Raw genomic sequence first — 23,789 nt, 5'->3', positions numbered from 1 at the left:
AATAACTAGTCCTCCTTGACGAGAGTTCGCATTGGTACATTAAGCACTTGGGCTATCCGGTCTAAAGTCTCAAGATTGGGTTGCAATCTATTGGCACAGTAAGCATTGACCGTACTGAAACTCTTACCAATTTGGGCCGCAAGCTCTTTCTGCGAGACATTCTTCTCAACAAGCACAACTTTAATCCTATTCAGTTTAGCTCCCATTCCTTTCCTGTATTTTGAATTCAAAGATACCATTTATTTTGCACAAACATAGCATCCAATTGCATATAATGCTAATTTATCGCTCAATACAAATAATCTTATATGCCTTTTATGTTTATTTAAAGGACCTCTCCATCATTGCAAACAAACGATTGGGGTAAATATTTGACATCTTTCTTTGGATGCAAAAGGTGCGAATAAGCCAAGCTAAAGGCCAGGGAAAATGCAGCCTCACTCGACCCGCAAAATGGCAACTCGCAAGCCTGAAAATATCCATGAGTCTGACCGCGATTTTGCAGGCCCGCTTGGGGAAATAAACCCCGATATACCCTATCCTTGTGAACAGGGCATATCGGGTCCCGAAAGGGCGGTTTTGCTCTTTCTCTCTCTGTTTTTGAGGGAGGCGATGAAAAATCGCCAAGTATTCAGTTCCACACGATAGTGTCCAGACCGGTGGGACCGTGCATGTCTTTGACATGCACGGTCCCACCGGTCTGGATATTCGTAAGACGGGATTCCCGGAGCCATATGGCTCCGGGAATCCCGTCTTGTCGTCCAGCCGGTCATTTCAGTTTCCGGCCTTCCGAGAAAGCATCGGCCACTTTGGGGCCCACCGCCAGATAATCATTGTTGAACGGGTCGAAAATGATAGGAGCCACTTTCGCCGCGTCCACCTTACCGTCCGCACCGCATACCCGTTCATCCACGCTGACATTCACGATTGCTCCGCGCAGGATGCAGCTTTCGGGGTCGTAATCTTTCAGCCGGCACTCGACCGCGACCGCCAGCTCCTCAATCAACGGTGCATCCACAAACTCCGACTTCAAGGCATGAAAACCGGCACGGGCAAACTTATCGGGAACCTGATGGCCCGACACGAGTCCCACATAATCGCATGCAGTCACATGCGCCGCATCCGCCATGCTCACGGTAAAAGCACCCCGCCGCAGGATATTCTCGACGGTCTTGTGCCCTCCGCTCAGGCACATACTGATTTCGTTATGCTCGCTGATGCCACCCCATGCGGCATTCATCGCATCGGGCGTACCGTCTTCACCGTATGTGGCGATGATGAACACCGGCTGCGGATAAGTCCAAGGCTTTACACCGAAATTTCTTCTCATACGTCTGTTCGTTTAAATTAAGTCCATTATCATCCATACCGTTCCGGTCACAATGGAAGCGTCTCCGGGTCTCGGAACTAAAAACCGTCTCTTCACTCCACCGGGGCCGGAAACCCGTAACGCATCCATACGGTTCCCTCGCCGACCTGTTTTACCGACCGGAGCTGCAGTTTGGTGGCCGGCCGCGCCGCATCGTCTATGCCGTCGAACACGGCCGTCATACCGGTGCGTCCGTCGATACCCGGTGCAACCATCAGGCTCACCTCATCGAGCAACCCGGCCGCAAGAAATGCCCCGTTGATGTTACCGCCACCGACAACGGCCAGCCGCTCGACCCCGAATGTCTCCCGAAGCATCTCCATCGCTTCCGGCAAATCGATACGCTCCTCTCCGACCGCAATCCACGAAATTCCCGCTCCGGCCAGCGTATCGAGGTACTCCGCCGCACACTTTTCGGAAGTTATCACCAACAGGGGCTGTCCGTCGAATTCGCCTGCGGGCCAACACAGGGAGCCGTGCGTATCGACGGCGACGAGATATCCCCCGGCCCGTCGTGCCACATGTACGGCCTGCCGGCCTATCGGTGCAGGTTCTTTTGCGACAAAAGGTTCCGCAGCCGCATAATGCAGCTGCATCGTCACCCGCCCCATCAACAACGAGGGACACCCGAGTTCGGCCAGCGCCTCGTAATACTCATCGCCCGATTCAATCTGCTCGGTCATGGCGCAGTCGATGCGCCCGTCCACGGATGCCATCATATGGCAAACGATGTAAGGTCTCATGCTTTCCCTGATTTTTTATCATTCCGCTTCCGCACAGCCGGAGCGCTCCTTTCGGACCGACGGCTGCATCCGTCAATCCATCTGCACCAATTCATACTGCTGGCTTCCCAGCCCTATCCGCTCGCCGTACTCCAGCGTATGCATGCCGTGACGGGAATCGATACGCTCGATGAGATGTATCTTCCCGTGGTCTTCGGAGGCACGTACCAGGTCGGTGCAGGCCTTGTCGAGCGCTATCGGGTCGAGCGAGGCGAGAATACCGATATCCCCCATCTGCGGGTCGGCAGGAGCAGCACTGCAGTCGCAGTCCACCGAAAGATTATTCGCTACGCTGATGTAGAGTATCCGTTCGCCGCAATGGTCGGCCACTGCCTTGGCCGCCTCGGCCATCGACTCCAGAAAGTCATCCTGCTCAGGCAGGTTGTTCCACACTTCGGCCACATCCCTGGTCCGGCCGGCAGAGTGTATCCACGCCTTGCCGGCCGACGAGGCGATACCGATGGACATGTTCTTGACGGCACCGCCAAAGCCGCCCATCGCATGCCCTTTGAAATGAGAGAGGATAATGACGAAATCGTAATCGGCAAAATGGGAGCCGACGAAATCCTCCTTCAGGTGTCTGCCGCCCTCCACGGGCAGAGCCATTTCACCGTCGGCATCCATGATATCCACCGGAGCGATTGCCGTGAAGCCATGTTCCTCAGCGGCCCTGCGATGCGCTTCCGTATCGGCACGACCTCCGCCGTAAGCCGTATTGCACTCTACTATCGTTCCGTTCACCCGCCGTACCAAATCCTCTATCAACGCAGGCTGCAAATAGTTGTGGCCGCCCGGTTCGCCCGTGGAGAGCTTCACGGCCACCTTGCCGGAGGCCTCCCGGCCGAGAACCTCATAAATCTTTACAAGATTCTCCGAGTTTATCTCTTCGAACATGTACACTTTCGGTACTCCGGCCGCTGCGGCCCCTCCTCCGGTACCCTGTGCACCGGCACATCCCGCTCCAGCCGCCAAGAATGCCAGGGCGGCCATTGCCATACAAACGCTCTTTTTCATATCCGTCTCTTTTAAATGGTTGCTTGTCAGAAATTCATATTCACACCGGCCATGACCGTAGCACGGGGCATCGGGAAACCGGCCAATATCTCGTACCGCTGTGCCAGCAGGTTCTCGCCGCGTACCCAAACCGAAAGCCACTTCGCCGCACGGAACGAAGCTCGCAGGTTCCACAACACGAAATTCTCCGTCCGGTACTCCCCCTGTCCGGCGACTTTCACCTCGGTATAGAGTCCCGCCACATACTGGATTCCCGTCGATACGTCCCAGCGGCCATGCGTGAAGAGAGCCCCGGCATACAGTTTGTGTTCGGGGGCCGCCAGCACCGGCTGCTCCATGTGCAGGTAACTGTAATTGGCATCTACCGTCCATGCCGCTCCGATTCTGTACGCCGCCTGCACCTCCGCTCCGGCATTCCGGATGCGCCCCGTATTGACATTCATGGGACGTCCGTCCACCGGGACACGCATTATCAGATTGCCGCCGTCGATATAGAACACATTTACCCCGTACGACAGGCGTCCGTCCTGCATCTGCTGCGAGAATGCGAGTTCATAGCTCCACAGCCGTTCCGGTTTCAGGTCAGGGTTGGCCGGCCGGAACATATAGAGTTCGCGTATCGTCGGATAACGGAACCCTTTGGCCGCCGAAACCTTGAGCACCATGTGTCGGGGCAAGCTGAACGAGAACCCCGCCTGCGGCACCCACTCCGTTCCCACATGCGAGTGGCGGTCGAGACGCACTCCCGCATCGAACGTCAGCCACCGGACAATCTGCTGGCGGAAATCGACATAACCGGCCATCTCGTGCTCCGTCTTGTCCACGAGCGGTTCCCGCGGACCGCCGTCCGTCGGCTGGTTCCACGATTCGCCTCCGAACCGGAAGTAGTCCACCCCGACCGTCAGACGGTTTCCCCGGAACAGGCTCACGCTCTGGTACCACGAGACGCCCGCCATGTCGTCCCGCGAATTGAAGCGGTAGTCGAGCGGACTCTCCCCTTCGGCCGGATGGTATCCATCGTTCAGCCAGTGCCAGCCCCAATTATAAAAGAGACTCAAGGCACCGGAAGTGCGGCCGTAATCGTTCGCCAGCGCAACGGAAGCCATGCCACGCGTCACCCGCTGGTCGGCATCGAGCAGCGGGTCGGAGACGGTACCCGGATTCGACGCATTGAAATGCGTGACATTCACATCGGCCCACACGTTCCAGTTTCCCGAAATCTCGTATCCGAATTTGGCATAACCGCCGTACTGCTCGAACCCCATGTCGGGACGGTGGCCGTCCGTCCGGTTATACGAACCGCTCACGATACTCGTAAACCGTCCACGGCGGACACGGTTGGTCACCTCCGTCTGGAGGGTATTATAGGAGCCGTAACCCGCCCCGACATGCGTCCTGACACCGTCCTCCTCCATCTTGCGCGTCACGATATTGACAACGCCCCCCATCGCATTGGAACCGTACAGCACGGAGGCCGGTCCGCGCAGCACCTCCACGCGCTCGGCCAGAAAGGACTGGCAGGCATCCGACACGGGGTGACCGAACAGCCCCATGTACTGCGGATGACCGTCTATCAGCACGAGCATACCCGTCGTAGGGACACCCTCCTGTGCAGGTCCTCCGATACCGCGTACCGACAACTGGCCGGCAGCGCCGCCCGACACGCCGTATCCCATCACGCCGCGGCCGGCAGCGAACAGCCCCGGTACCTGCTCCGTCAATACGGGCAGCAACGAAGGTTCGTTAGCCCGCTCGACGGTCTGCCGTCCGACGACCGAAACGGTCATCGGCAGATGCCTTATGTCCGTCCGGTTGCGCGTTCCGGTCACCACCACCCGTTCGATTGCATGGGTCTCCCCCGCTGCGAGGGAATCCCGTACAGACAAGGGCTCCTGCCCCGCAGCCATCGGCGACAGCAGACACAAGGTACCTATCAAAGGAATCAATCTTTTCATGCCAATCATTCTGAAATGCGTCTTTCCCCACGCCGGACACTCCGCAGTCTCTTTACCCGATACAAAATTACCCGCCTTTCCGGAAAAGAAATTACCCTGATTACCGTTTGTCATACCAAAATTACGGGAGGACGGTAAAATTAATATTGTCCTCCCGGCAGCCGGACCCCGTTTTTGCCTATATTTACATACAAAGAACGACAGCATATGCAACAGAAAGAGACGGAACGTGCGGACGACCGCATCGACGAAGAGTTCTATGAAGAACTTTCGGAGGAGGAAATTCAAGACGAAATCGCCTCCCTGTACCGGCGACGGGGTTACATGGATGCCGAGACATTATGCAGAATCGACCGCGAGATACGGATAGCGGAACAGGTCCTGCGCCGGAGGCTCGGAGGAGAAAACGACCGGCAGGAGGAATAAAAAACGGATGAAAAGCTTGTTTATCAAAAATTTTTACATTCCTTTGCAGGGTATTATTTTTTTATTTTAAACATTTTCAAATGAAAGGTACAGTCAAATGGTTCGATACTGCCAAAGGTTATGGCTTTATCACCACTGAAGCCGGCGGTGACATCTTCGTTCACTACACCGGAATCAACAAACAAGGTTTTCGCGGCCTCGAAGAGGGACAGAACGTCGAATTCGAAGTAGGCGAAGGCAAAAGGGGCGAACAGGCCGTCAACGTAAATGTAATTGGATAATGTTAGTTATATAGCATATATATAAGTAATTTACCGTTTTACACGAAGTTCCGCACGGCTCCGCAGAAATCTGCGGAGCCGTCGTTTTTCAAAAAAAGCAGATATCGCCGCTCCTTCCGTCCCCTGCCGGGCCGTCACGCCGTCCGCTCCTTGAAGACCATGAAACGATTATTCTTTTTCCGAAAACCTCTTTTTCTTATTTTTGTGTTCTCAAAACGGGACAGTTTCCATACACACATGAAATCTTCTCAGTCGAACGTGTACGAGCCCGAACCGGCTACCGCTCTCTTCCGAAGCCGAACGACGGCAAAAGAGACCGAATCCACTTCGACGATGCACAATACCCGCAGGAATCTTTCCTGCCGAATGCCAACGATTCCCGCAAGCCACCTGCTCCGTCCACTTCGGAACCGGACACCGTACCCGAGCCGATTCATCAAATCCGAAACGGCAACCTCCCCATACCATCCGTCCCGGTAGTAATGCGACAACTATTCCGAATAGGAACAAAAACGATAAGACCATGAAAAAAACGTTACTCTTCCTTTCGCTCGCTTTCCTGATATGCGGCAAGGCGTCTGCCCAAAAAGACGATGCTCCCTATGCCGCTTTCAGTTTCGGCCTGTTCCCCCCACTGTGCACGAACGGTACACAGGCCGCCGAATACACGAACGGCGCATCTGTCAACCTGCTGATAGGCAATTCGAGAAACGAAGAGAATCTGGTCGTTTCCGGATTGTGCAGCCTCATCTCCGAACGGGCTACCGGTGTACAGATAGCAGGTATCTCCAATTACATCGGCCATGAAGGCAAGGGCCTGGTCCTCGCAGGACTGACGAACATCACACGGGAGAGTTACACGGGCATGCAACTCTCCGGCATGGTAAACCGTTCCGGAGAACACAGCCGGGGTGTCATGGTCGGCGGACTGTTCAACAGTACCAAAGGGCATTTTAAAGGACTCCAGTTCACGGGAATGTGCAACATCGCCGACGGCTTCAAGGGAATGCAATTCTCCGGACTTGTCAATTATTCGGGCGACAACAGCAAGGGCGTCATGTTCGGCGGGCTGAGCAACAGTACGAAAGGCCGTTTTAAAGGAGTACAATTCGCAGGACTGCTGAATACGGCCGGGAACGTAAAAGGAGTCCAGTTTGCCGGACTGCTCAACACCGCAAAAGATGTGAAAGGAGTGCAATTCGCCGGGTTGGTCAATGTAGCAGAAGAAGTGACGGGCGTCCAGTTCGCTGCACTGGTCAACGTGGCCGAAGAGAGCGATTTTCCCATCGGTATCATCAATATCATCAAAAAGGGAGAAAAGGGCATCGCCCTGACTTACGACATGCTGGGAAATGCGGTCGTATCGTTCCGTTCCGGCGGTAAATATACTTACGGTATACTGGGCGTCGGCTACAACCACAAAGCCGACGGCAACGGAATAACGACGGAAGCGGGATACGGTATCCACATCCCGGTCTGCAAATGGTTCGAGCTGAACAACGAATTCAAAGCGACGACCATCGGGGCCTCGTCGTCCCTGCCCGTCCTCAATTTCGGTTACCTTTTCGCTCCCTCTTTCCGCATCGGAAAACACTATAACCTGTTCGGCGGCGTCAGCTTCAACTACATGATGTCTCAGGGAACGGACAATATCGGCCTGTTCCCCGAAACCCACCTCTGGACCGGTCACACAAAGAAGCTACTGCAACAGACCTATATCGGTTATCAGGCAGGTTTCCAATTCATCTTCTGACACGCAGGAGGCCGTTCCGCGGAACGGCCTCCTGCTCTTTCCGACCGGACCGTATGAACGGCCTCGACCGGATATCCCGGGTCTGCCACCCGGAGTCCGACGACCGTGCCCGAGACCTGCCCAAAACGAAACGACGGCCATGGGCCGCAAACGCCGCCCGTTTCGGACCTTACCTGCCCGCAGCAACGAAACCGACACACTGCCGCCACCGACGGACCAACGCAAGAGAAGCGATTCGCCGACCTCAACCGCCCCGATATATTATCCTACGGTACGAGCCGCCGATAAAACGGCTGAGACCGGTTCGGTAAATTTTCGTACCTTTACCCATACCGAAACGACATACCATGGATATTCTCGAACTCCGCACCTACTGCCTCTCCTTTCCGGAAAGCGAAGAGACCACTCCTTTCGACGAAACCACGCTCGTCTACAAGGTTGCCGGCAAGATGTTCGCCATGACGGACATGATTCATGCCGACCACGTGGCGCTCAAATGCGACCCGTCGCTCGCACTCGACCTGCGGGAAAAGTACCCCGACATCGACGCGGCCTACCACATGAACAAGAGACACTGGAACTCCGTCCGGCTCGACGGCGACCTGCCCGCGGCCTTCATCCGGAAGATGGTACGCGACTCCTACCTGCTGGTCATCGGCGGCATGCCCCGCCAGCCAAGAGAACGGCTGACAAAGCAATTCATCGAAGCGGAAAACGAACTGAACCGATAACTACGGCAACCGTCATTCCTCCTCCCCTACATCGACGGAATTTCCCGGCCCTGTCTGCGGACCTCCATTCCCGAATCGAACCGGAGACGGCACATCCCCCCGCCCGCAATACCGACCGGCCATCCCCACCGGCAGGGATTATCTTGCCGCAGGACGCCGAGGCGGCAACACCGCAGTCAACGGACGGTTCCGTGTACTTCCACCCAGCGGGTAAGTTCCACGAATTCCGCGACGGAAAGCGTTTCGGCACGGCGTGTAAACCACGGATGTTCCGCTCCCCCAAAATCGCCGAATACGGCTTTCAGGGGATTTTTCAGCATCTTGCGCCGCTGCGAGAAGGCCGCCTTCACTACCCGGACGAACAGCGCCTCATCGCATCCGAGCGCCCGGGTTCCGTTGCGGCGCAGGCGGATGACCGCACTCTTGACCTTGGGAGGAGGATTGAAAACATGCTCGTGCACCGTGAAAAGGTACTCAATATCATACCACGCCTGCAGCAACACGCTCAGGATGCCGTAATCGCGGCTGCCGGGCGGCTCCGCCAGTCGAACGGCCACCTCTTTCTGTACCATGCCCACGCTTTCGGGCACCAGGTCACGGTTTTCGAGTATCTTGAAGAATATTTGCGACGAAATATTATAGGGAAAATTGCCGATGACCTTCACCCCGCCGGGAAACATCTCCCGCAGGGGCATCCGCAGAAAATCCCCGTCATAAAGCCGGGGAGCGAAATCAGGAAACCGGCTGTGCAGAAAGCCGATGCTTTCACCGTCCACTTCGGCGCCGTAGAGCGTAATATCGGTACGCTCCAGCAGAAACTGCGTCAGCATTCCCGTTCCGCACCCCACCTCCAGTACATCGCCTCCTCCGGAGAGCGCTCCGGCTATCCTGCGCGCTATGTTTTCGTCCGTCAGGAAATGCTGCCCCAACGCCTTCTTCGCCCTTACTTCCTGCATAATCTCTCTGCAACTTCCGAGGGGCAAAGCTACTCATTCCGCCGGTCATACGCAACCCGTACCCTGCCGGGACGAGACGAAAAAGGGAGAGGCGCACCGATACGCCTCTCCCCATGACGAAGGATTGTTCGCAACGAACTACTCTATCGGTTTGAGTTTTACGGTGAAGTGACGCATCAGCGGAGCCTCCCATACGATTTCGACACCGTGGGTAATCTCGTCGCGGCGGTCGTACACGTTCTTCAGCGCAGCGGCAATCACCTTCATGTGGTTGTCCGTATAGACGCGGCGTGCCACGCAGATGCGGACGAAGTCGTTGCCGCCGAAACGGTTCTCGCGCGTGATGGGGTCGCGGTCGGCCAGAATATAGCCTATCTCGCAGCCACGGATACCGGCTTCCTTGTAAAGCTCGATGGTCAGTGTCTGTGCGGGGAACTCCTCCTTCGGAATCTTCGTGAGCACCTTGGAGGCATCGACGAAGATAGCGTGACCGCCTACGGGACGCTGATAAGGAATACCGTACTCATCGAGCAGCGACGCGAGATACTGTACCTGACGGATACGGGTATCGAGGTTGTCGAACTCGGTATTCTCGTCGAGACCTACTGCAAGCGCGGCCATGTCGCGGCCGTTCATACCGCCGTAGGTAAGATAACCTTCAAAGGGAATGCAGAATTTCTTCGCAGCCTCATACCAGTCTTCCCAGCGCGTAGCGATGAAACCGCCCATGTTCACGAGGCCGTCTTTTTTGGCCGACATGGTCATTCCGTCGGCGAGGGCAAACATTTCGCGGCAAATTTCCTTGATGGTCTTGTCGGCATAACCCTCCTCGCGGGTCTTGATGAAGTATGCGTTCTCGGCGAAACGGGCGGAGTCGAAGAGGACACGCTTGTTGTATTTGTCGGCGATAGCGCGGACTTCGCGAAGGTTCTGCATCGAAACGGGCTGACCTCCTGCGGTGTTGTTGGTTATCGTAACGATGATGAAAGGCACCTTGTCATGATACTCTTCCAGCGCCTTTTCCAGCTTCTTCGGGTCTACGTTGCCCTTGAAGGGAACCTCGAGCTGCGTATTCTTGGCCTCGTCCACCGTGCAGTCCAAAGCCATGGCACGGCGGCTTTCGATATGACCTTTGGTCGTGTCGAAGTGGGAGTTGCCGGGTACTACATCGCCCTCTTTCACGAGTGCGGAGAAGAGCACGTTCTCGGCTGCACGGCCCTGGTGTGTCGGAATGACATACTCGAAGCCCGTAATGCGGGTAATGGTATCCTTCAGTTCATAGAAAGAACGTGCACCGGCATAGGATTCGTCGCCCATCATCAGCGCAGCCCACTGGCGGTCGCTCATGGCGCCCGTACCGGAGTCGGTCAGACCGTCGATATAAACCTGGTCGGCCTTGAGCTGGAACACGTTGTAGTTCGCCTCTTTAATCCACTGCTCGCGCTCTGCGCGGGTACTTTTGCGGATGGGTTCAACCATCTTGATTTTCCACGATTCTGCAAATGGTAATTCCATAGCTGTACTTTTTAAGTTTATGTAAGTTTGCGTATCTTTTGCGTGATAAAATTTTAATGCGCCAGCACAAATTTGAAAAATTTTTCTTATTCGTGCAAGTGTCCCCGAAAAAATAATTTCCACGTAACACTTTGGCCTATCATACTTTATACTGTGTGTTCAAAAACGGAATGCAACCATTTCGATGCGTTGAAAAACGGAATTGTTTGTGTTATTAAGGAAACAGCTCCGAACATATAACAACACGAGGCCCCCTGACGGAGGGCCTCGATACCGCAAAGACCGTTGGCTGAAACACCCACCATTCGCCCACTAAAATATTCCCATCACCTCTTCCGGCAATATAAACGGCCCCGCCCACATGCACGTAAGCAAATCCAAACGACCGTTGCCAGGAACAACATAATATATCCATGGTTGTTCTCAAATTACACTTATGGCCCACAGGAAATACACAACATCCTCTTCCGATATCACATACTGTAACCGTCGGGGTTGCCGCTAAGCGGCAACCCCGACAGTTACATATCCAATTAACAATAAAGAGAAGACACGACCGGAAACGAACCGGCTCAGTTCCCCTGTTCGCAGATGAATTTGATGCGCACGAGGCGAACTTCCTCTTCCGTAAAATCCGACCCGAGTTCCCGGATGGCCTCGTCCACACTGTCGCTCTCGGCATCCTCCTTAAAATACAGGTATATCTCTTCAGCTTTGTCTTCGTCTATCGTCTGCTCGATGTAGTAGTTGATATTGAGCTTCGTACCGGAATTGACAATAGCCTCTATCTCCGTCAGCAACTCGTCGAAATCGAGGTCGCGGGCCCGGGCGATATCCTCGAAATCCATCTTGCGGTCGATGCTCTGGATGACGAAGACCTTGTTCCCGCTCTTGTTGACCACGCTCTTGACCACCATGTCCTGCGGCCGGACAATATCCTTCTCCTCGACATACCGTTTAATCAGTTTCACGAACTCGGCCCCGAACTTCCGTGCCTTGCCGGCTCCGACCCCCGTGATGTTCTGCATCTCCTCGATGGTCACCGGATACTGTATCGACATATCCTCCAACGAAGGGTCTTGGAATACGACGAAAGGCGGCAGTCCGTGCTGCTTGGCCACCTTCTTGCGCAAATCCTTGAGCATGGCGAAAAGTTCGGCGTCGGCCACCCCTTCGCCGCGCCCGCCGGCGGGTGCAGCTGCATCCTCGCCCTCTTCCCCGTCGTAATCGTGGTCGAGGGTGATATAGATATCGTAAGGCTTTTCGAGGTACTTCTCACCCGCATCGTTCACCGACAGCAGACCGTAATTCTCGATATTCTTGTCCACCAGACCGAGGATGAGCGCCTGCCGTATCACAGCCCCCCAGAAGCGGTCGTCGTGATTGGACCCGGCCCCGAACCATTCGCTCTCGTTGTGTCCGTACGACTTTATCATGGCGGTCGTCCGGCCTACGAGGACGTTCACGAGATAGTCCATCTTGAACTTGGGGCCTATCGCCTTGAGCGCCTCCAGCATCACCAGCGTCTCTTCGCGTGCCTTCACCTTGGGCCGCGGATTCACGCAATTGTCGCAGCTTCCGCAGTTATCCTCTCCGTACTCCTCGCCGAAGTAGTGCAGCAGCGTCTTGCGGCGGCACATGGAACTTTCGGCATACGACACGGTCTCCATCAGCAGCAGCTTGCCTATCTCCTGCTCGGCTATCGGCTTGCCCTGCATGAACTTTTCGAGCTTCTGAATATCCTTGTAGCTGTAAAAGGTGATGCAGCGGCCCTCGCCTCCGTCGCGGCCCGCACGCCCCGTCTCCTGGTAATACCCCTCCAGGCTCTTGGGAATATCGTAATGGATGACGAAACGGACGTCGGGTTTGTCGATACCCATACCGAAAGCTATCGTCGCCACGATGACATCGGCCTCCTCCATCAGGAAGGCATCCTGATTCCGCGCCCGTGTGGCGGCATCCATTCCCGCATGGTACGGCAGGGCCTTGATGCCGTTGGCGACGAGCAGTTCGGCCAGCTCCTCGACCTTCTTGCGGCTGAGACAGTAGATGATGCCCGACTTCCCTTCGTTCTGTTTGATATACTTGATAATTTCGCGGGCGACGTCGATTTTCGGACGTATCTCGTAAAACAGATTGGGACGGTTGAATGACGATTTGAACACCGCCGCATCGAGCATTCCGAGGTTCTTCTGAATATCGAGCTGCACCTTCGGCGTGGCCGTCGCGGTAAGGGCAATCAGCGGTGCACGGCCGATGTCGTTCATGATAGGACGGATGCGTCGGTACTCCGGACGGAAATCATGCCCCCACTCCGAAATGCAGTGCGCCTCGTCGATGGCGTAGAACGAAATCTTTATCTTCCTCAGAAAAGAGATATTCTCCTCCTTCGTCAGCGATTCGGGAGCGAAATAGAGCAGTTTGGTCTTGCCGGCCAACACATCCTCCCGCACCTGATTGATGGCCGATTTATTGAGGGAGGAGTTGAGGAAATGGGCGATACCCTCGTGCTGGCTGAAAGTGCGCATGGCATCCACCTGATTCTTCATAAGGGCGATAAGCGGGGAAATCACTATCGCCACCCCCTCCATGAGGAGGGCAGGCAGCTGATAGCAAAGGCTTTTGCCTCCGCCCGTAGGCATCAGCACGAAAGTATCCCGGCCCGCAAGTACGTTGCGTATGACCGCTTCCTGATTTCCCTTAAACGCAGCAAAACCGAAATACTCCTTCAGTTTTTGGTGCAGCATGTCATGCAAATTGTCCATCTTCCTCTCTTCTTTCTTCTTCCCTATATTCCCGGCGCAGGGTAACCGTCCCCGCACGACGAGCCGAAACGGCTTCCATGCAAGCTAAAATGCCGAAATCATGCGTCCCCCAGGAATAAAACACCCCGAAAGACGTTACGATATAAAACGCACGAAATGACCTGACGATTATCCCCAACATTCTTTCGCAACATAAAGATAGAACTTTTTCTAATATTTGACTAACTTTGTAGAAAAGTTTTTTAAAAAAATGAGGCTTTACACCACCGGACTCGTCAAAAAATATAAGACGCGCACCGTCGTCAATCAGGTGTCCATCGACGTCAATCAGGGGGAGATAGTCGGTCTGCTGGGCCCGAACGGTGCCGGAAAGACCACTACCTTCTACATGATAGTAGGGCTCATCAAGCCCAACGACGGACAAATATTCCTCGAAGGCGAAGAGCGGACGGAAGAGATAACCAAACTGCCGGTGTACAAGCGCGCACAAATGGGTGTAGGCTACCTCGCACAGGAGGCATCGGTCTTCCGCCACCTCAGCGTCGAGGACAACATCCGGTCGGTACTCGAAATGACCGACTACTCCAAGGAGTATCAGCGCGAACGGGTGGAAAACCTCATCGAGGAGTTCAGCCTGCAGAAAGTACGCAAAAGCAAGGGTATCCAACTGTCGGGCGGTGAACGGCGCCGTACCGAAATAGCACGGGCAGTGGCCATCAATCCCAAGTTCATCCTGCTCGACGAACCTTTCGCGGGCGTGGACCCCATCGCCGTGGAAGATATCCAAAGCATCGTGCGGACGCTCAAGGACAAGAACATCGGCGTCATCATCACCGACCACAACGTACACGAAACGCTCTCCATTACCGACCGCACCTACCTGCTTTTCGAAGGGCGCGTCCTGAAGACCGGTACGGCCGAAGACCTGGCGAACGATGAACAGGTGCGCAAGGTCTATCTCGGGCAGGACTTCAAACTCAGATAAACATCTCTGCGGATATCCACCAGCCGACGGTTCTCCGGACCGTCGCTTTTCTGAAATACTTTTATGGAGAAGACTATTCATCCGTCGCAGGTTTCGGGAGAGGTCAGACCGCCGTGCTCCAAAAGCTACGCCCAGCGCGCGCTGGCCGCGGCACTCCTCTCCGACGGAGAGACGACGCTCAGCAACATCGAGCTCTGCGACGATACGCGCTACGCCATGAACGTCATCACGGGACTGGGCGCTTCCGTCCGGCAGACCGGCCCTACGGAATATGTCATCAGAGGGGGGCTCGCTCCCATAACCGACACCATCAATACGGGCGAATCGGGGCTCGCCACGCGGCTCTTCACCCCCATCGCAGCCCTCTGCGACAGGCGCATGACCATCACCGGCACAGGCACCATGCTCCGCAGGCCGATAGGCATGATGATAGACCCGCTACGGAACCTCGGCGTACAGGTCAGGTCCAACGGTTACCTTCCCATTACGGTGCAGGGACCGCTCAGGGGCGGTGAAACCGATGTCGAGGCCTACGTCAGTTCGCAGTTCCTCACCGGGCTACTCATGTCGCTGCCCCTTGCGGAGGGCGATACCATCCTCCATGTGGAACAGCCCAACAGCCTGCCCTACCTTGCCGTCACCGTAGACCTCGCCTCGAAATTCAGGATACGGATGGAACACAACGGCTTCCGGGAGTTCTTCATTCCCGGAGGCCAGCATTACCACCCTGCAAAACTCCACATCGAAGGCGACTGGAGCAGCGCTGCCTTCATGCTCGTAGCGGGGGCGATAGCAGGCGAAGTCACGGCCAAACGGATGAACACGCTCTCGCTCCAGGCCGACCTGGCCATCATCCAGGCGCTTACCAAAGCGGGAGCGGTCATCATCACCACACCGGACGAGATAACAGTACGCAAACGGGAACTGACCGGTTTCGACTTCGACGCCACGCAACGGCCCGACCTCTTCCCTATTCTGGCAGTCCTCGGCGCCAACTGCGAAGGAACAACGCATATCCGGGGCGTGAACCGGCTGGTCTACAAGGAGAGCAACCGGGCCGAGGCAATCGTCTCCGAATACACGAAACTCGGCATGGACGTCGCACTGGAAGACGATGTCATGACGGTACGGGGCGGCAGCCTGTCGGGTGGAACCATAGACAGCTGCAACGACCACCGGATAGCCATGGCAGCGGCCATAGCCGCCCTCGCCGCATCGGGTCCCGTCACAATCACCAACGCACAGGCAGTCACCAAATCTTACCCGCGGTTCTGGGACGACCTCGATTCCATCATACGAACAAAAGCATGAACAGTTTCGGGCACAGTTTCAGAATAACCCTTTTCGGAGAGTCGCACGGCCCCGCGATAGGCGTCACGATAGACGGAATGCCTGCCGGCATTCCCTTCTCGGAGCAGGACCTCGCTCCCGACCTCGCACGCCGCCGCAGTACGGGGACGGCAGGCACTACGCCCCGGCGCGAACCCGACCTGCCGGAAATCGTATCGGGCATCTACAACGGACACACGGACGGCACCCCGCTGACCATCCTGTTCCGGAATGCAAACACGAGACCGCACGATTATGCCGCCTTCGTCCGTCATCCCCGTCCGTCACATGCCGACCTCGTCGCTTTCCGCAAATACGGCGGCTTCAATCATCCCGGAGGCGGAGGCATGTTCTCCGGCCGGATGACCGTCGCATTGGTCGCAGCCGGAGCCGCAGCCAAAAAGCTGCTCCCCGGTGTCCGGTTCTCCACACGGCTCACCGAAATCGACGGCATGACCGACAGCAGCAGTTTCGAACGAATCCTGAACGACCTGCGCCTGGCCGGCGATACGGCCGGCGGAGTCGTCGAAATCCGGGCACAGGGCATCGCCGCCGGAACGGGTGAACCTTTCTTCGATTCGATAGAAAGTACCGCTGCTCACCTGATTTTTTCCATACCGGGTGTCAAGGGAATAGAGTTCGGAGCCGGATTCGCCGCTGCCCGCAGCCGGGGGAGCCACAACAACGACCTTATCGCGGACCGTCATGGCACGACCGCAACCAACAACGACGGAGGGATAAACGGAGGCCTCGCCAACGGAAATGAAATCGTCCTGAGAGTCGGGTTCAAGCCGGCCCCGAGCATCGCACAGCCGCAGGAGACCTTCGATTTCACGGCAGGACACCCCACCCCGCTGGTCATTCCGGGCCGGCACGACGTCTGCATCGCACTGCGCGGAGCCGTAGCTGCGGAAGCCGCCCTCGCCATTGCGCTCGCCGACCTCGCCCTGAGGGCGGGAAATGCAGCCGTCTGACAGGAGCCGCGAGGAGACACACCGGGTAACGCCGGATATTCCTCCGGTTGGATACCGTATCTATCCGAGCTTCGCACCAACAGACCCTATTTCACAAATATAGCAATACCAACCAAATACATCTACCATACTGCAACACACAATCCGTATTCCACTCATTGGCCGCAGGAGCTGACAAACGAAAACCCTCTTCCAAAGAATCGGAGAATACTTTGCATTTCAATTATATTTGTATAAATTTGCGGGCTGATAATGGAAATGAAGCTGCTCGACGCATACGATATCCCATGGAAAGGGCTTTCGAACGGATGCCATGATTTCGATTTCGAAATCGACGACCGTTTTTTCGGCGAGTTCGGAGACTCGGGCATTCAGGGCGGCCGAATGAAGGCGGAAGTCCGCATGGAGAAATCCGCCGCGATGCTCTTGTTGCACGTCACCATCGAAGGCGAGGTCACCGTGGAGTGTGACAGATGCCTGGGCGACCTCCGACTGCCGGTGAATTATACAGGCGACTTGACGGTCAAGTTCTCCGACGAGACGGAGGATTACGACGGGGAGGTCATGTGGCTGAATCCGGCGGAGGAGAAGGTACCGCTGGCACAATATATATATGAAAGCATCGTATTGAGCCTGCCCTACCGGAAAGTGCACGGCACCGGTCCCGACGGAGAGCCGCTTTGCGACAAGGAGATGCTTGCCCGTTTCAGGATAATCAGTCAGGCGGAGTTCGACGCTTTGGAGACGGAACAGCACAGCCTGGCCGATACCGACGAAGGCGGCAAACTGCAGCAGCTCATGCAGGAACTTGAAAAAGGAGAAGACAAAGAATAAAACATTAAGCAACCAAATATAAATTACATAAAATGGCACATCCTAAACACAAAGTATCCTCGACGAGGCGCGATAAGAGAAGAACCCACTATACGGCAGCAACCCCGACGGTTGCGGTATGCTCCAACTGCGGTGCAGCGGTACAGTACCACAGGGTTTGTCCCGAATGCGGTTTCTATCGCGGCAAACTCGCCATCGAGAAAAAGGCGGAATAACACGCCTGCGGCATCTGTTCAACGGTCATTCCCATGTTGAAAATCGGTATTGATGCAATGGGGGGCGATTATGCGCCCCACGTTGTCGTGGAAGGAGCGCTTATGGCCCTCCGGCATATCGACAGCGACAGCAGGCTGGTTCTTTTCGGCGATGAAGGAGAAATAAGGAGAGTGATGGAAGAGCACGGCGCTCCGTCCGACACTTTCGATATCGTCCACACCACCGAAGTTATCACCATGGACGACCATCCGGCCAAAGCCTACAACCAGAAGACCGATTCCAGCATCCGGGTTGGCTACAAATACCTGAAAGAGGGAAAAATAGACGGTTTCGCAAGTGCGGGTGCCACGGGGGCGATGCTCGTGGGGGCGATGTATTCCGCCGAAACGATACGCGGCGTCATCCGTCCGGCCATCTCGGCGCTCATATCCACACTCGACGGCGGGAGTTTCCTGCTGCTGGATGTGGGATTGAACGTGGACTGCAAACCCGACGTACTCGACCAGTACGGACTGATAGGCAGTGCATATGCCGAAGCCGTCCTGGCGAAAGCCAATCCGAGAGTGGCTCTGCTCAATATCGGCGAAGAGAGCGAAAAGGGGAACCTCACTACCAAGGCGGCCTACGAACTGATGGCCGACAACGGCTGTTACAACTTCGTGGGCAACATCGAAGCCAACGAAATCTTCACCGGCCGCAAGGCGGACGTGGTGGTATGCGACGGTTTCGTAGGCAACACGATACTGAAACAGACCGAAGGCTTCTATGAACTGGCCCGCATGCGCGGCATCAACGACGACTATATCGACAAGCTCAACTATGAATTCGTCGGAGGTACTGCCGTACTGGGTATCAATGCGGTTGTTCTGATAGGTCACGGCCGTTCGTCGGCTTTGGCCATACAGAACATGGTCCGCCAGACCGAGAAAACGGTTAAAAGCGGACTCGTTAATAAGTTACAGGACACATTTCGTAATTTCTGATGAAGAAAATTACTGCTGCAATCACAGGAGTCGGAGCCTACCTTCCCGAATATATACTCGACAACTTCGAGCTCAGCAAGATGGTAGACACCTCCGACGAATGGATAATGACAAGGGTCGGCATCAAGACCCGGCGAATCCTGAAGGGAGAAGGGCTCGGAACGTCGTACATGACCGAGAAGGCGGTGAACGACCTGTTGGAAAAGACCAACACCGACCCGCTCGATATCGACATGATAATATGCGCTACGGTCACGCCGGACATGTTCTTCCCCTCGACAGCCAACCTGACGGCTGCCAAATGCGGGCTCAAGAACGCCTTCGGTTTCGATATTCTCGCAGCCTGCAGCGGATTTATCTTTGCCCTCGTCACGGCAGCCCAATATATCGAAACGGGCCGAAACAAGAAAGTCATCGTGGTGGGCGGAGACAAGATGTCCTCGATAATCGACCCGACCGACCGGGCTACCCTGCCCCTTTTCGGCGACGGTGCAGCGGCAGTACTCCTTGAACCCAACACAGAAGGATACGGCCTCATCGACTCCATCACCCGAAGCGACGGCAACGGGGGCAAGCATCTCTACATGAAAGCGGGCGGCTCGGCCTATCCTGCCACAGAAGAGACCGTGCGCAACCGCTGGCACTATGCCCATCAGGACGGGCAGAGCGTATTCAAGGCGGCAGTCACCAACATGTCCGATGTCACGGTAGAGATAATGAGACGAAACAATCTCATGGCAAAGGACATACGGTATCTCGTGCCGCACCAGGCCAACCTCCGTATCATTGATGCCGTAGCCAAACGGATAGGATTGCCGCGGGAGAAATGCATGCTCATCATCGAAAAGTACGGCAACACGACCGCTGCGACCATACCGCTCTGCCTGTGGGACTACGAAAGCAGACTCGCAAAGGGAGACAACCTGATTCTTGCCTCGTTCGGAGGCGGATTCACGTGGGGGTCGATATACCTGAAATGGGCCTACGACGGCGGGGATTTCTCCAAATAAACGTGTTGGCGGATAACTAAAAAACACTATCTTTGCAGTGCCCTTTCCCGCCGGACGGCAGGGAAGGCCCGGAGAGATACAACGGTTCCATAGTTCAACGGATAGAACGACAGTTTCCTAAACTGTAAATCCAGGTTCGATTCCTGGTGGGACTACGAAATTGCATTCGCAATACTTGTACGCAAGCTACGGTTAAATGTATAGCCATCTATCAGAGGGGTAAGTAATAATATTTATCCCTCTGGTCTTTCAGTAACCGCTTCCAGATGCCGGTACCGTATTCCATCCGATGCGGGACAGCCCTCTTCACGACCGACAATGCGGCCATGCCCGGTTCGGATGCCACTCTGTCATAATGGAATGTACCGCTTCTCCGGGGTGCGTCAACGCCCCCCTCTCTGCGCGTCGAAAAGGCAACTTCACGCATATCGGCCCGTCTCTTCCCCGCTGACCGCACGGCAGCCTGCCGCCTCATAAGTTCTCCGCCCCTGCAAGGCAACGGGCACGCGGACGGTTCCGGCAATCGAAGAGAAGCGGCGGCTATCGGCACAGACTGCAAATCCATCCTGCTGCCCGGACTTCGTGCAGTAACAGAGCGCTCCACGCCCGACACGGCACATGGCTTCGTTCCCCGTCCTGCAGCACAGGCGGCCGAATTTCCTACCCTACTCTTCCGGTCCGGTCGACCGACAGGAACACTGCGAAAACTTTCCTTCTCCGGAAGGCAACGCCCCGTCGGGGAACCGGTGCTAAAACCGCACCACCGTAATAATTTCTTAGCAGAAAGCGTTTATCTTTGCATCCTAAAATCTTATCCTATGGAATCCATACGCGAGTTATTCAGAATATGCAACGGTCCGTCGAGCAGCCATACCGTCGGGCCCAAAAAAGCTGCGGAACAATTCCTTGCACGCCACCGCGATGCAGAGAGTTTCCGCGTCACGCTGTACGGTTCGCTGGCGGCTACCGGCAAGGGGCACCTCACGGATGCCGCCATCCTTTCGGTACTCGAACCGGTCGCGCCGACCGAAATGATATGGAAACCGGAAACGGTCCTGCCGTTCCATCCCAACGGTATGCTTTACGAGGCTCTGAAAGGAGGAAAGGTCGAAGAGGCATGGACCATTTTCAGCGTAGGGGGCGGAGCATTGGCCAACGAGCATACGAAACAGCGGAAGCCGGTCGATATCTATCCGCTCACCACCATCGAGGAGATACTGAAATGGTGCCAGGCCGAAGGCAAAACGTTCTGGGAATACGTGGAAGATTACGAAGGACACGACATCTGGGAGTTTCTCTCCACGATATGGACGACGATGTGCGAAACCATCGAACGCGGACTGAACAACGAAGGCGTCCTGCCCGGCGGACTGAAGGTACGGCGCAAAGCCAGCACCTATATGGTCAAAGCCAAAAGTTTCAACGACTCGCTCAGCAGCCGGTCGAAACTCTACGCCTATGCGCTCGCCACCTCCGAGGAGAATGCGGCGGGAGGTATCGTGGTGACGGCTCCGACATGCGGTTCGAGCGGCGTCGTACCTGCGGTGCTCTACAACATCGCCCAAAGCCGCGAAATACCGACGGTACGGATACTGCGCGCACTCGCAACGGCAGGCCTCTTCGGAAATATCGCCAAAACCAACGCATCCATCTCCGGCGCGGAGGTAGGGTGCCAGGGAGAGGTGGGGGTAGCGTGCGCCATGGCTGCCGCTGCGGCCTGCCAACTGTTCGGCGGTACCCCCACACAGATAGAATATGCAGCGGAGATGGCCCTGGAACACTTCCTCGGTCTGACATGCGACCCGGTCTGCGGGCTTGTGCAGATTCCCTGCATCGAACGCAATGCGGTAGCCGCCGCACGGGCTCTCGATGCCAACCTCTATGCCACCCTCTCCGACGGCAATCACATGGTGAATTACGACAAAGTGGTGAAGGTGATGAACGAGACCGGTCTCGACATGCCGAGCCTCTATCGCGAAACCGCGGAAGGCGGCCTGGCCAAGAACTATACGCGCCACAAATAATCTCCGGGCTCCGGCGAGCCGCTTAACAATAGATTGCAGAGACTTTCACCGATATCCAACCGGGGCCCCGGCGCCGGACAACTCCGGCAGGCAGGAAAGGAGAGTCATCCGCACGTCTGGCATCACAGGCCGATACACGACCGGGGCGGCGCTAATAGGCGCCGCCCCGGTTTTTCGATGTTCGAGCCACCGGTTATTCGAACCGTACCGCCACGTCGTCGTAAGCGAAGTAGGCAGGCGTATTCAATCCGTAGTCTCCGCAAAGGTCGGAACTGCCCATGATATTGAACTCTATCTTCGTGACAGAGCCCAATACCGACAAATCGAATTTGGTCCACTCTTCGACGATATTGGCTGAACCATTACACAGGAAGCATTCGGTGGAACCGGTCGTCCGGCCATCCGCATCGTAGCCGTAAGCGACGATTTTAAACCACGAATCCGCGGTTGCCGGCTTAGCGAAAGAGTCGCCGTAATAGAGCGAATTGAGTGTATAGCAGGTATTCACGACGTACATGTGGTCGACAACCCGGGCCTTGCCGTCGGCAAAGTAGAACGACGGAAGGACGGTTTTATACGACGTTTCATCTACATATCCGTTCTGTACACAGAAGTTAGCCGAACCGCCATGACCTGCCGCCCCGGTCGTTCCGGTCGAAACGGTCAGTTGTTCCGTATAGGTCAACCCTTTGAAATCGGCCGCAAAATAATTCGAGAGCACGTGTCCTCCGTTCCAGAAAGGCCCTCCGTCAATAATCTCCGACGCCAGCTCCGTATTGCCCGCATCGTGCCATTTATACCCCGTAATTGCAAAATCGTTGTAGGTCAGTGGACCGCCATATTGCGGTGAATCAATCAATTCACTCCAAGTCGCAACGGTTTTTCCGCAACCGGAAATGGTATAGGCTTCGAAACGAGCGTCTTCATCCTCGAAAGTAAGTACACGCATCGTCCCCTTCACCTCGAAGGCGGGCATCGACAGGATACCCGAACGAACCAACCGCTGCAACGAGGCGGTACTCTGCTCCATCATCATTCCGTCGGAAGTATGGATTTCGAGCGAGAACCCCTTCGCAAATTCCTGCACGGGCACGACCAGATAACATACCAGCGGTTCGGAAGTAAGCGCCGCTCCTTCGTCGAAATCGAGACGTATCCACCGCACGGCTTCCATCGAAGTCTGGTCGGGTACCATGCCCGCCGTATCGTTCCTCTCGCCCGGTCCGGCCAGATATTCGCCGTTATTGCCGGTCAGCACGATACGCTCCACCGTCGCTGCCCCCGTGAGGGAGAGTTTCAGCAGGGCACACTGATTCCTGAACTGCAACCCTTCGCCGACCGACTGCGCCGAAGCGGTCATCAGATGCGCCGCCGCATCGAACGAACCGGCCGTATAGTGCTGGACGGCAGGAAGCATCAACAAACCGTCCGACCGCACCGCCGAGGCCGGATAAACGGCTTCGTAAGAGGCAGCCTCCGCCACATCGACATACCAACCTTCCGATTCGCTCCCCTGCAGGGTATAGGTCGTCCCGTTCACACTGATTTTATCCCCGGCTTCCCACGATACGGAGACTCCATCGAGCGATGCGCGTGTCTCGGCATGATCTACCGCCAGCCGCACGGTAGGAACTTCAGGCTGCAATACCGCTTCCGACATGAAATCTTCGGAACAGCCCGCAAGTACCGCGCCTGCGAGCGCAACTATCATGATTCTCTTTTTCATCATTTTCTGACTTTTCAATTACCAAACTCCTTCCGTTTCAACATAATCCTCCGTCCGGATACTCGCGGCGATGCCACACTCCAGCCGCACCTCCGATACCTCGATTGCAGGTGCCTCATACTCGACAATGTTCTTCATGCTTTTAATTTTAAAAGGTTAAA

21 protein-coding genes and 1 tRNA gene are annotated in these 23,789 nt (G+C 55.7%); 13 read left to right on the top strand and 9 right to left on the bottom strand.

From position 1 onward, the window contains the following. Positions 1-5: 5 nt before the first annotated feature. The 5 genes from BQ5361_RS03045 to BQ5361_RS03025 form a co-directional block, all read right to left on the bottom strand. On the bottom strand, positions 6-206 hold the full coding sequence (locus BQ5361_RS03045; RefSeq protein ID WP_022062757.1) for a helix-turn-helix transcriptional regulator: 201 nt from the start codon (positions 204-206) through the stop codon (positions 6-8). Positions 207-769: 563 nt separating this feature from the next. After that, a complete protein-coding gene (locus BQ5361_RS03040; RefSeq protein ID WP_022062756.1) occupies positions 770-1,330 on the bottom strand; it encodes a flavin reductase family protein in 561 nt (186 codons plus the stop codon). Positions 1,331-1,422: 92 nt separating this feature from the next. Continuing rightward, positions 1,423-2,112 carry a RibD family protein gene (locus BQ5361_RS03035; protein WP_022062755.1) on the bottom strand — a complete coding sequence of 230 codons (690 nt, stop codon included), beginning with the start codon at positions 2,110-2,112 and terminating at the stop codon, positions 1,423-1,425. Between the two features lie 72 nt (positions 2,113-2,184). Continuing rightward, complete coding sequence (locus BQ5361_RS03030; protein WP_035471854.1) at positions 2,185-3,165, bottom strand: DUF362 domain-containing protein; 981 nt, start codon at positions 3,163-3,165, stop codon at positions 2,185-2,187. 26 nt (positions 3,166-3,191) lie between these two features. Next, positions 3,192-5,120 carry a TonB-dependent receptor gene (locus BQ5361_RS03025; protein WP_035471853.1) on the bottom strand — a complete coding sequence of 643 codons (1,929 nt, stop codon included), beginning with the start codon at positions 5,118-5,120 and terminating at the stop codon, positions 3,192-3,194. Between the two features lie 207 nt (positions 5,121-5,327). Here BQ5361_RS03025 and BQ5361_RS03020 point away from each other — a divergent pair, with 207 nt between their 5' ends. From BQ5361_RS03020 to BQ5361_RS03005, 4 genes are all read left to right on the top strand, one after another. Further along, positions 5,328-5,546: a hypothetical protein gene (locus BQ5361_RS03020; protein WP_035471851.1), complete on the top strand. Its 219-nt coding sequence runs from the start codon at positions 5,328-5,330 to the stop codon at positions 5,544-5,546. Between the two features lie 80 nt (positions 5,547-5,626). After that, the gene (locus BQ5361_RS03015; RefSeq protein WP_022062751.1) at positions 5,627-5,827 is read left to right on the top strand and encodes a cold-shock protein; all 201 of its coding nucleotides are present in this window, start codon (positions 5,627-5,629) and stop codon (positions 5,825-5,827) included. 523 nt (positions 5,828-6,350) lie between these two features. After that, the gene (locus BQ5361_RS03010) at positions 6,351-7,580 is read left to right on the top strand and encodes a hypothetical protein (protein ID WP_035471849.1); all 1,230 of its coding nucleotides are present in this window, start codon (positions 6,351-6,353) and stop codon (positions 7,578-7,580) included. A gap of 347 nt (positions 7,581-7,927) precedes the next feature. Then, positions 7,928-8,311 carry an MmcQ/YjbR family DNA-binding protein gene (locus BQ5361_RS03005; protein WP_035471846.1) on the top strand — a complete coding sequence of 128 codons (384 nt, stop codon included), beginning with the start codon at positions 7,928-7,930 and terminating at the stop codon, positions 8,309-8,311. A 176-nt stretch (positions 8,312-8,487) separates the two neighbouring features. Here the strand turns inward: BQ5361_RS03005 and rsmA are convergent, their stop codons facing one another. The 3 genes from rsmA to recQ form a co-directional block, all read right to left on the bottom strand. Continuing rightward, positions 8,488-9,267: a 16S rRNA (adenine(1518)-N(6)/adenine(1519)-N(6))-dimethyltransferase RsmA gene (rsmA, locus tag BQ5361_RS03000; RefSeq protein WP_035471844.1), complete on the bottom strand. Its 780-nt coding sequence runs from the start codon at positions 9,265-9,267 to the stop codon at positions 8,488-8,490. Between the two features lie 138 nt (positions 9,268-9,405). Further along, positions 9,406-10,782 (bottom strand): tryptophanase TnaA, encoded by a 1,377-nt coding sequence (locus tag BQ5361_RS02995; RefSeq protein ID WP_022062747.1) that lies wholly within the window; start codon positions 10,780-10,782, stop codon positions 9,406-9,408. 572 nt (positions 10,783-11,354) lie between these two features. Beyond that, positions 11,355-13,547, bottom strand: coding sequence for a DNA helicase RecQ (gene recQ / locus BQ5361_RS02990; protein ID WP_022063179.1), 2,193 nt, complete (start codon positions 13,545-13,547; stop codon positions 11,355-11,357). A 250-nt stretch (positions 13,548-13,797) separates the two neighbouring features. Here recQ and lptB point away from each other — a divergent pair, with 250 nt between their 5' ends. From lptB to BQ5361_RS02945, 9 genes are all read left to right on the top strand, one after another. After that, positions 13,798-14,532: an LPS export ABC transporter ATP-binding protein gene (gene lptB, locus BQ5361_RS02985; protein WP_022063178.1), complete on the top strand. Its 735-nt coding sequence runs from the start codon at positions 13,798-13,800 to the stop codon at positions 14,530-14,532. 63 nt (positions 14,533-14,595) lie between these two features. Further along, positions 14,596-15,843 (top strand): 3-phosphoshikimate 1-carboxyvinyltransferase, encoded by a 1,248-nt coding sequence (aroA, locus tag BQ5361_RS02980; protein ID WP_035471842.1) that lies wholly within the window; start codon positions 14,596-14,598, stop codon positions 15,841-15,843. Further along, positions 15,840-16,835: a chorismate synthase gene (locus tag BQ5361_RS02975; RefSeq protein WP_035471840.1), complete on the top strand. Its 996-nt coding sequence runs from the start codon at positions 15,840-15,842 to the stop codon at positions 16,833-16,835. Before aroA ends, BQ5361_RS02975 begins: the two co-directional genes overlap by 4 nt. Positions 16,836-17,087: 252 nt before the next feature. After that, a complete protein-coding gene (locus BQ5361_RS02970) occupies positions 17,088-17,669 on the top strand; it encodes a YceD family protein (protein ID WP_257526101.1) in 582 nt (193 codons plus the stop codon). Positions 17,670-17,701: 32 nt separating this feature from the next. Then, positions 17,702-17,884 (top strand): 50S ribosomal protein L32, encoded by a 183-nt coding sequence (rpmF, locus tag BQ5361_RS10275; protein ID WP_022063174.1) that lies wholly within the window; start codon positions 17,702-17,704, stop codon positions 17,882-17,884. A gap of 33 nt (positions 17,885-17,917) precedes the next feature. Next, positions 17,918-18,868, top strand: a complete 951-nt coding sequence (locus BQ5361_RS02965; protein ID WP_074021960.1) for a phosphate acyltransferase — start codon at positions 17,918-17,920, stop codon at positions 18,866-18,868. Further along, the gene (locus BQ5361_RS02960; protein ID WP_022063172.1) at positions 18,868-19,878 is read left to right on the top strand and encodes a beta-ketoacyl-ACP synthase III; all 1,011 of its coding nucleotides are present in this window, start codon (positions 18,868-18,870) and stop codon (positions 19,876-19,878) included. Before BQ5361_RS02965 ends, BQ5361_RS02960 begins: the two co-directional genes overlap by 1 nt. A gap of 83 nt (positions 19,879-19,961) precedes the next feature. After that, positions 19,962-20,033: transfer RNA gene (locus BQ5361_RS02955), tRNA-Arg, on the top strand. A gap of 663 nt (positions 20,034-20,696) precedes the next feature. Then, positions 20,697-21,902, top strand: a complete 1,206-nt coding sequence (locus BQ5361_RS02945; protein ID WP_022063171.1) for an L-serine ammonia-lyase, iron-sulfur-dependent, subunit alpha — start codon at positions 20,697-20,699, stop codon at positions 21,900-21,902. A gap of 193 nt (positions 21,903-22,095) precedes the next feature. On the opposite strand, the gene BQ5361_RS02940 is transcribed toward BQ5361_RS02945, so the two are convergent. After that, a complete protein-coding gene (locus tag BQ5361_RS02940; protein WP_052130971.1) occupies positions 22,096-23,631 on the bottom strand; it encodes a DUF4465 domain-containing protein in 1,536 nt (511 codons plus the stop codon). Between the last annotated feature and the right edge of the window lie 158 nt (positions 23,632-23,789).

Source organism: Tidjanibacter massiliensis, from assembly GCF_900104605.1.
Lineage (GTDB): Bacteria > Bacteroidota > Bacteroidia > Bacteroidales > Rikenellaceae > Tidjanibacter > Tidjanibacter inops.
Note: the sequence above shows the minus strand (reverse complement) of the source record. Positions and strands in the feature narration are given on the sequence as shown.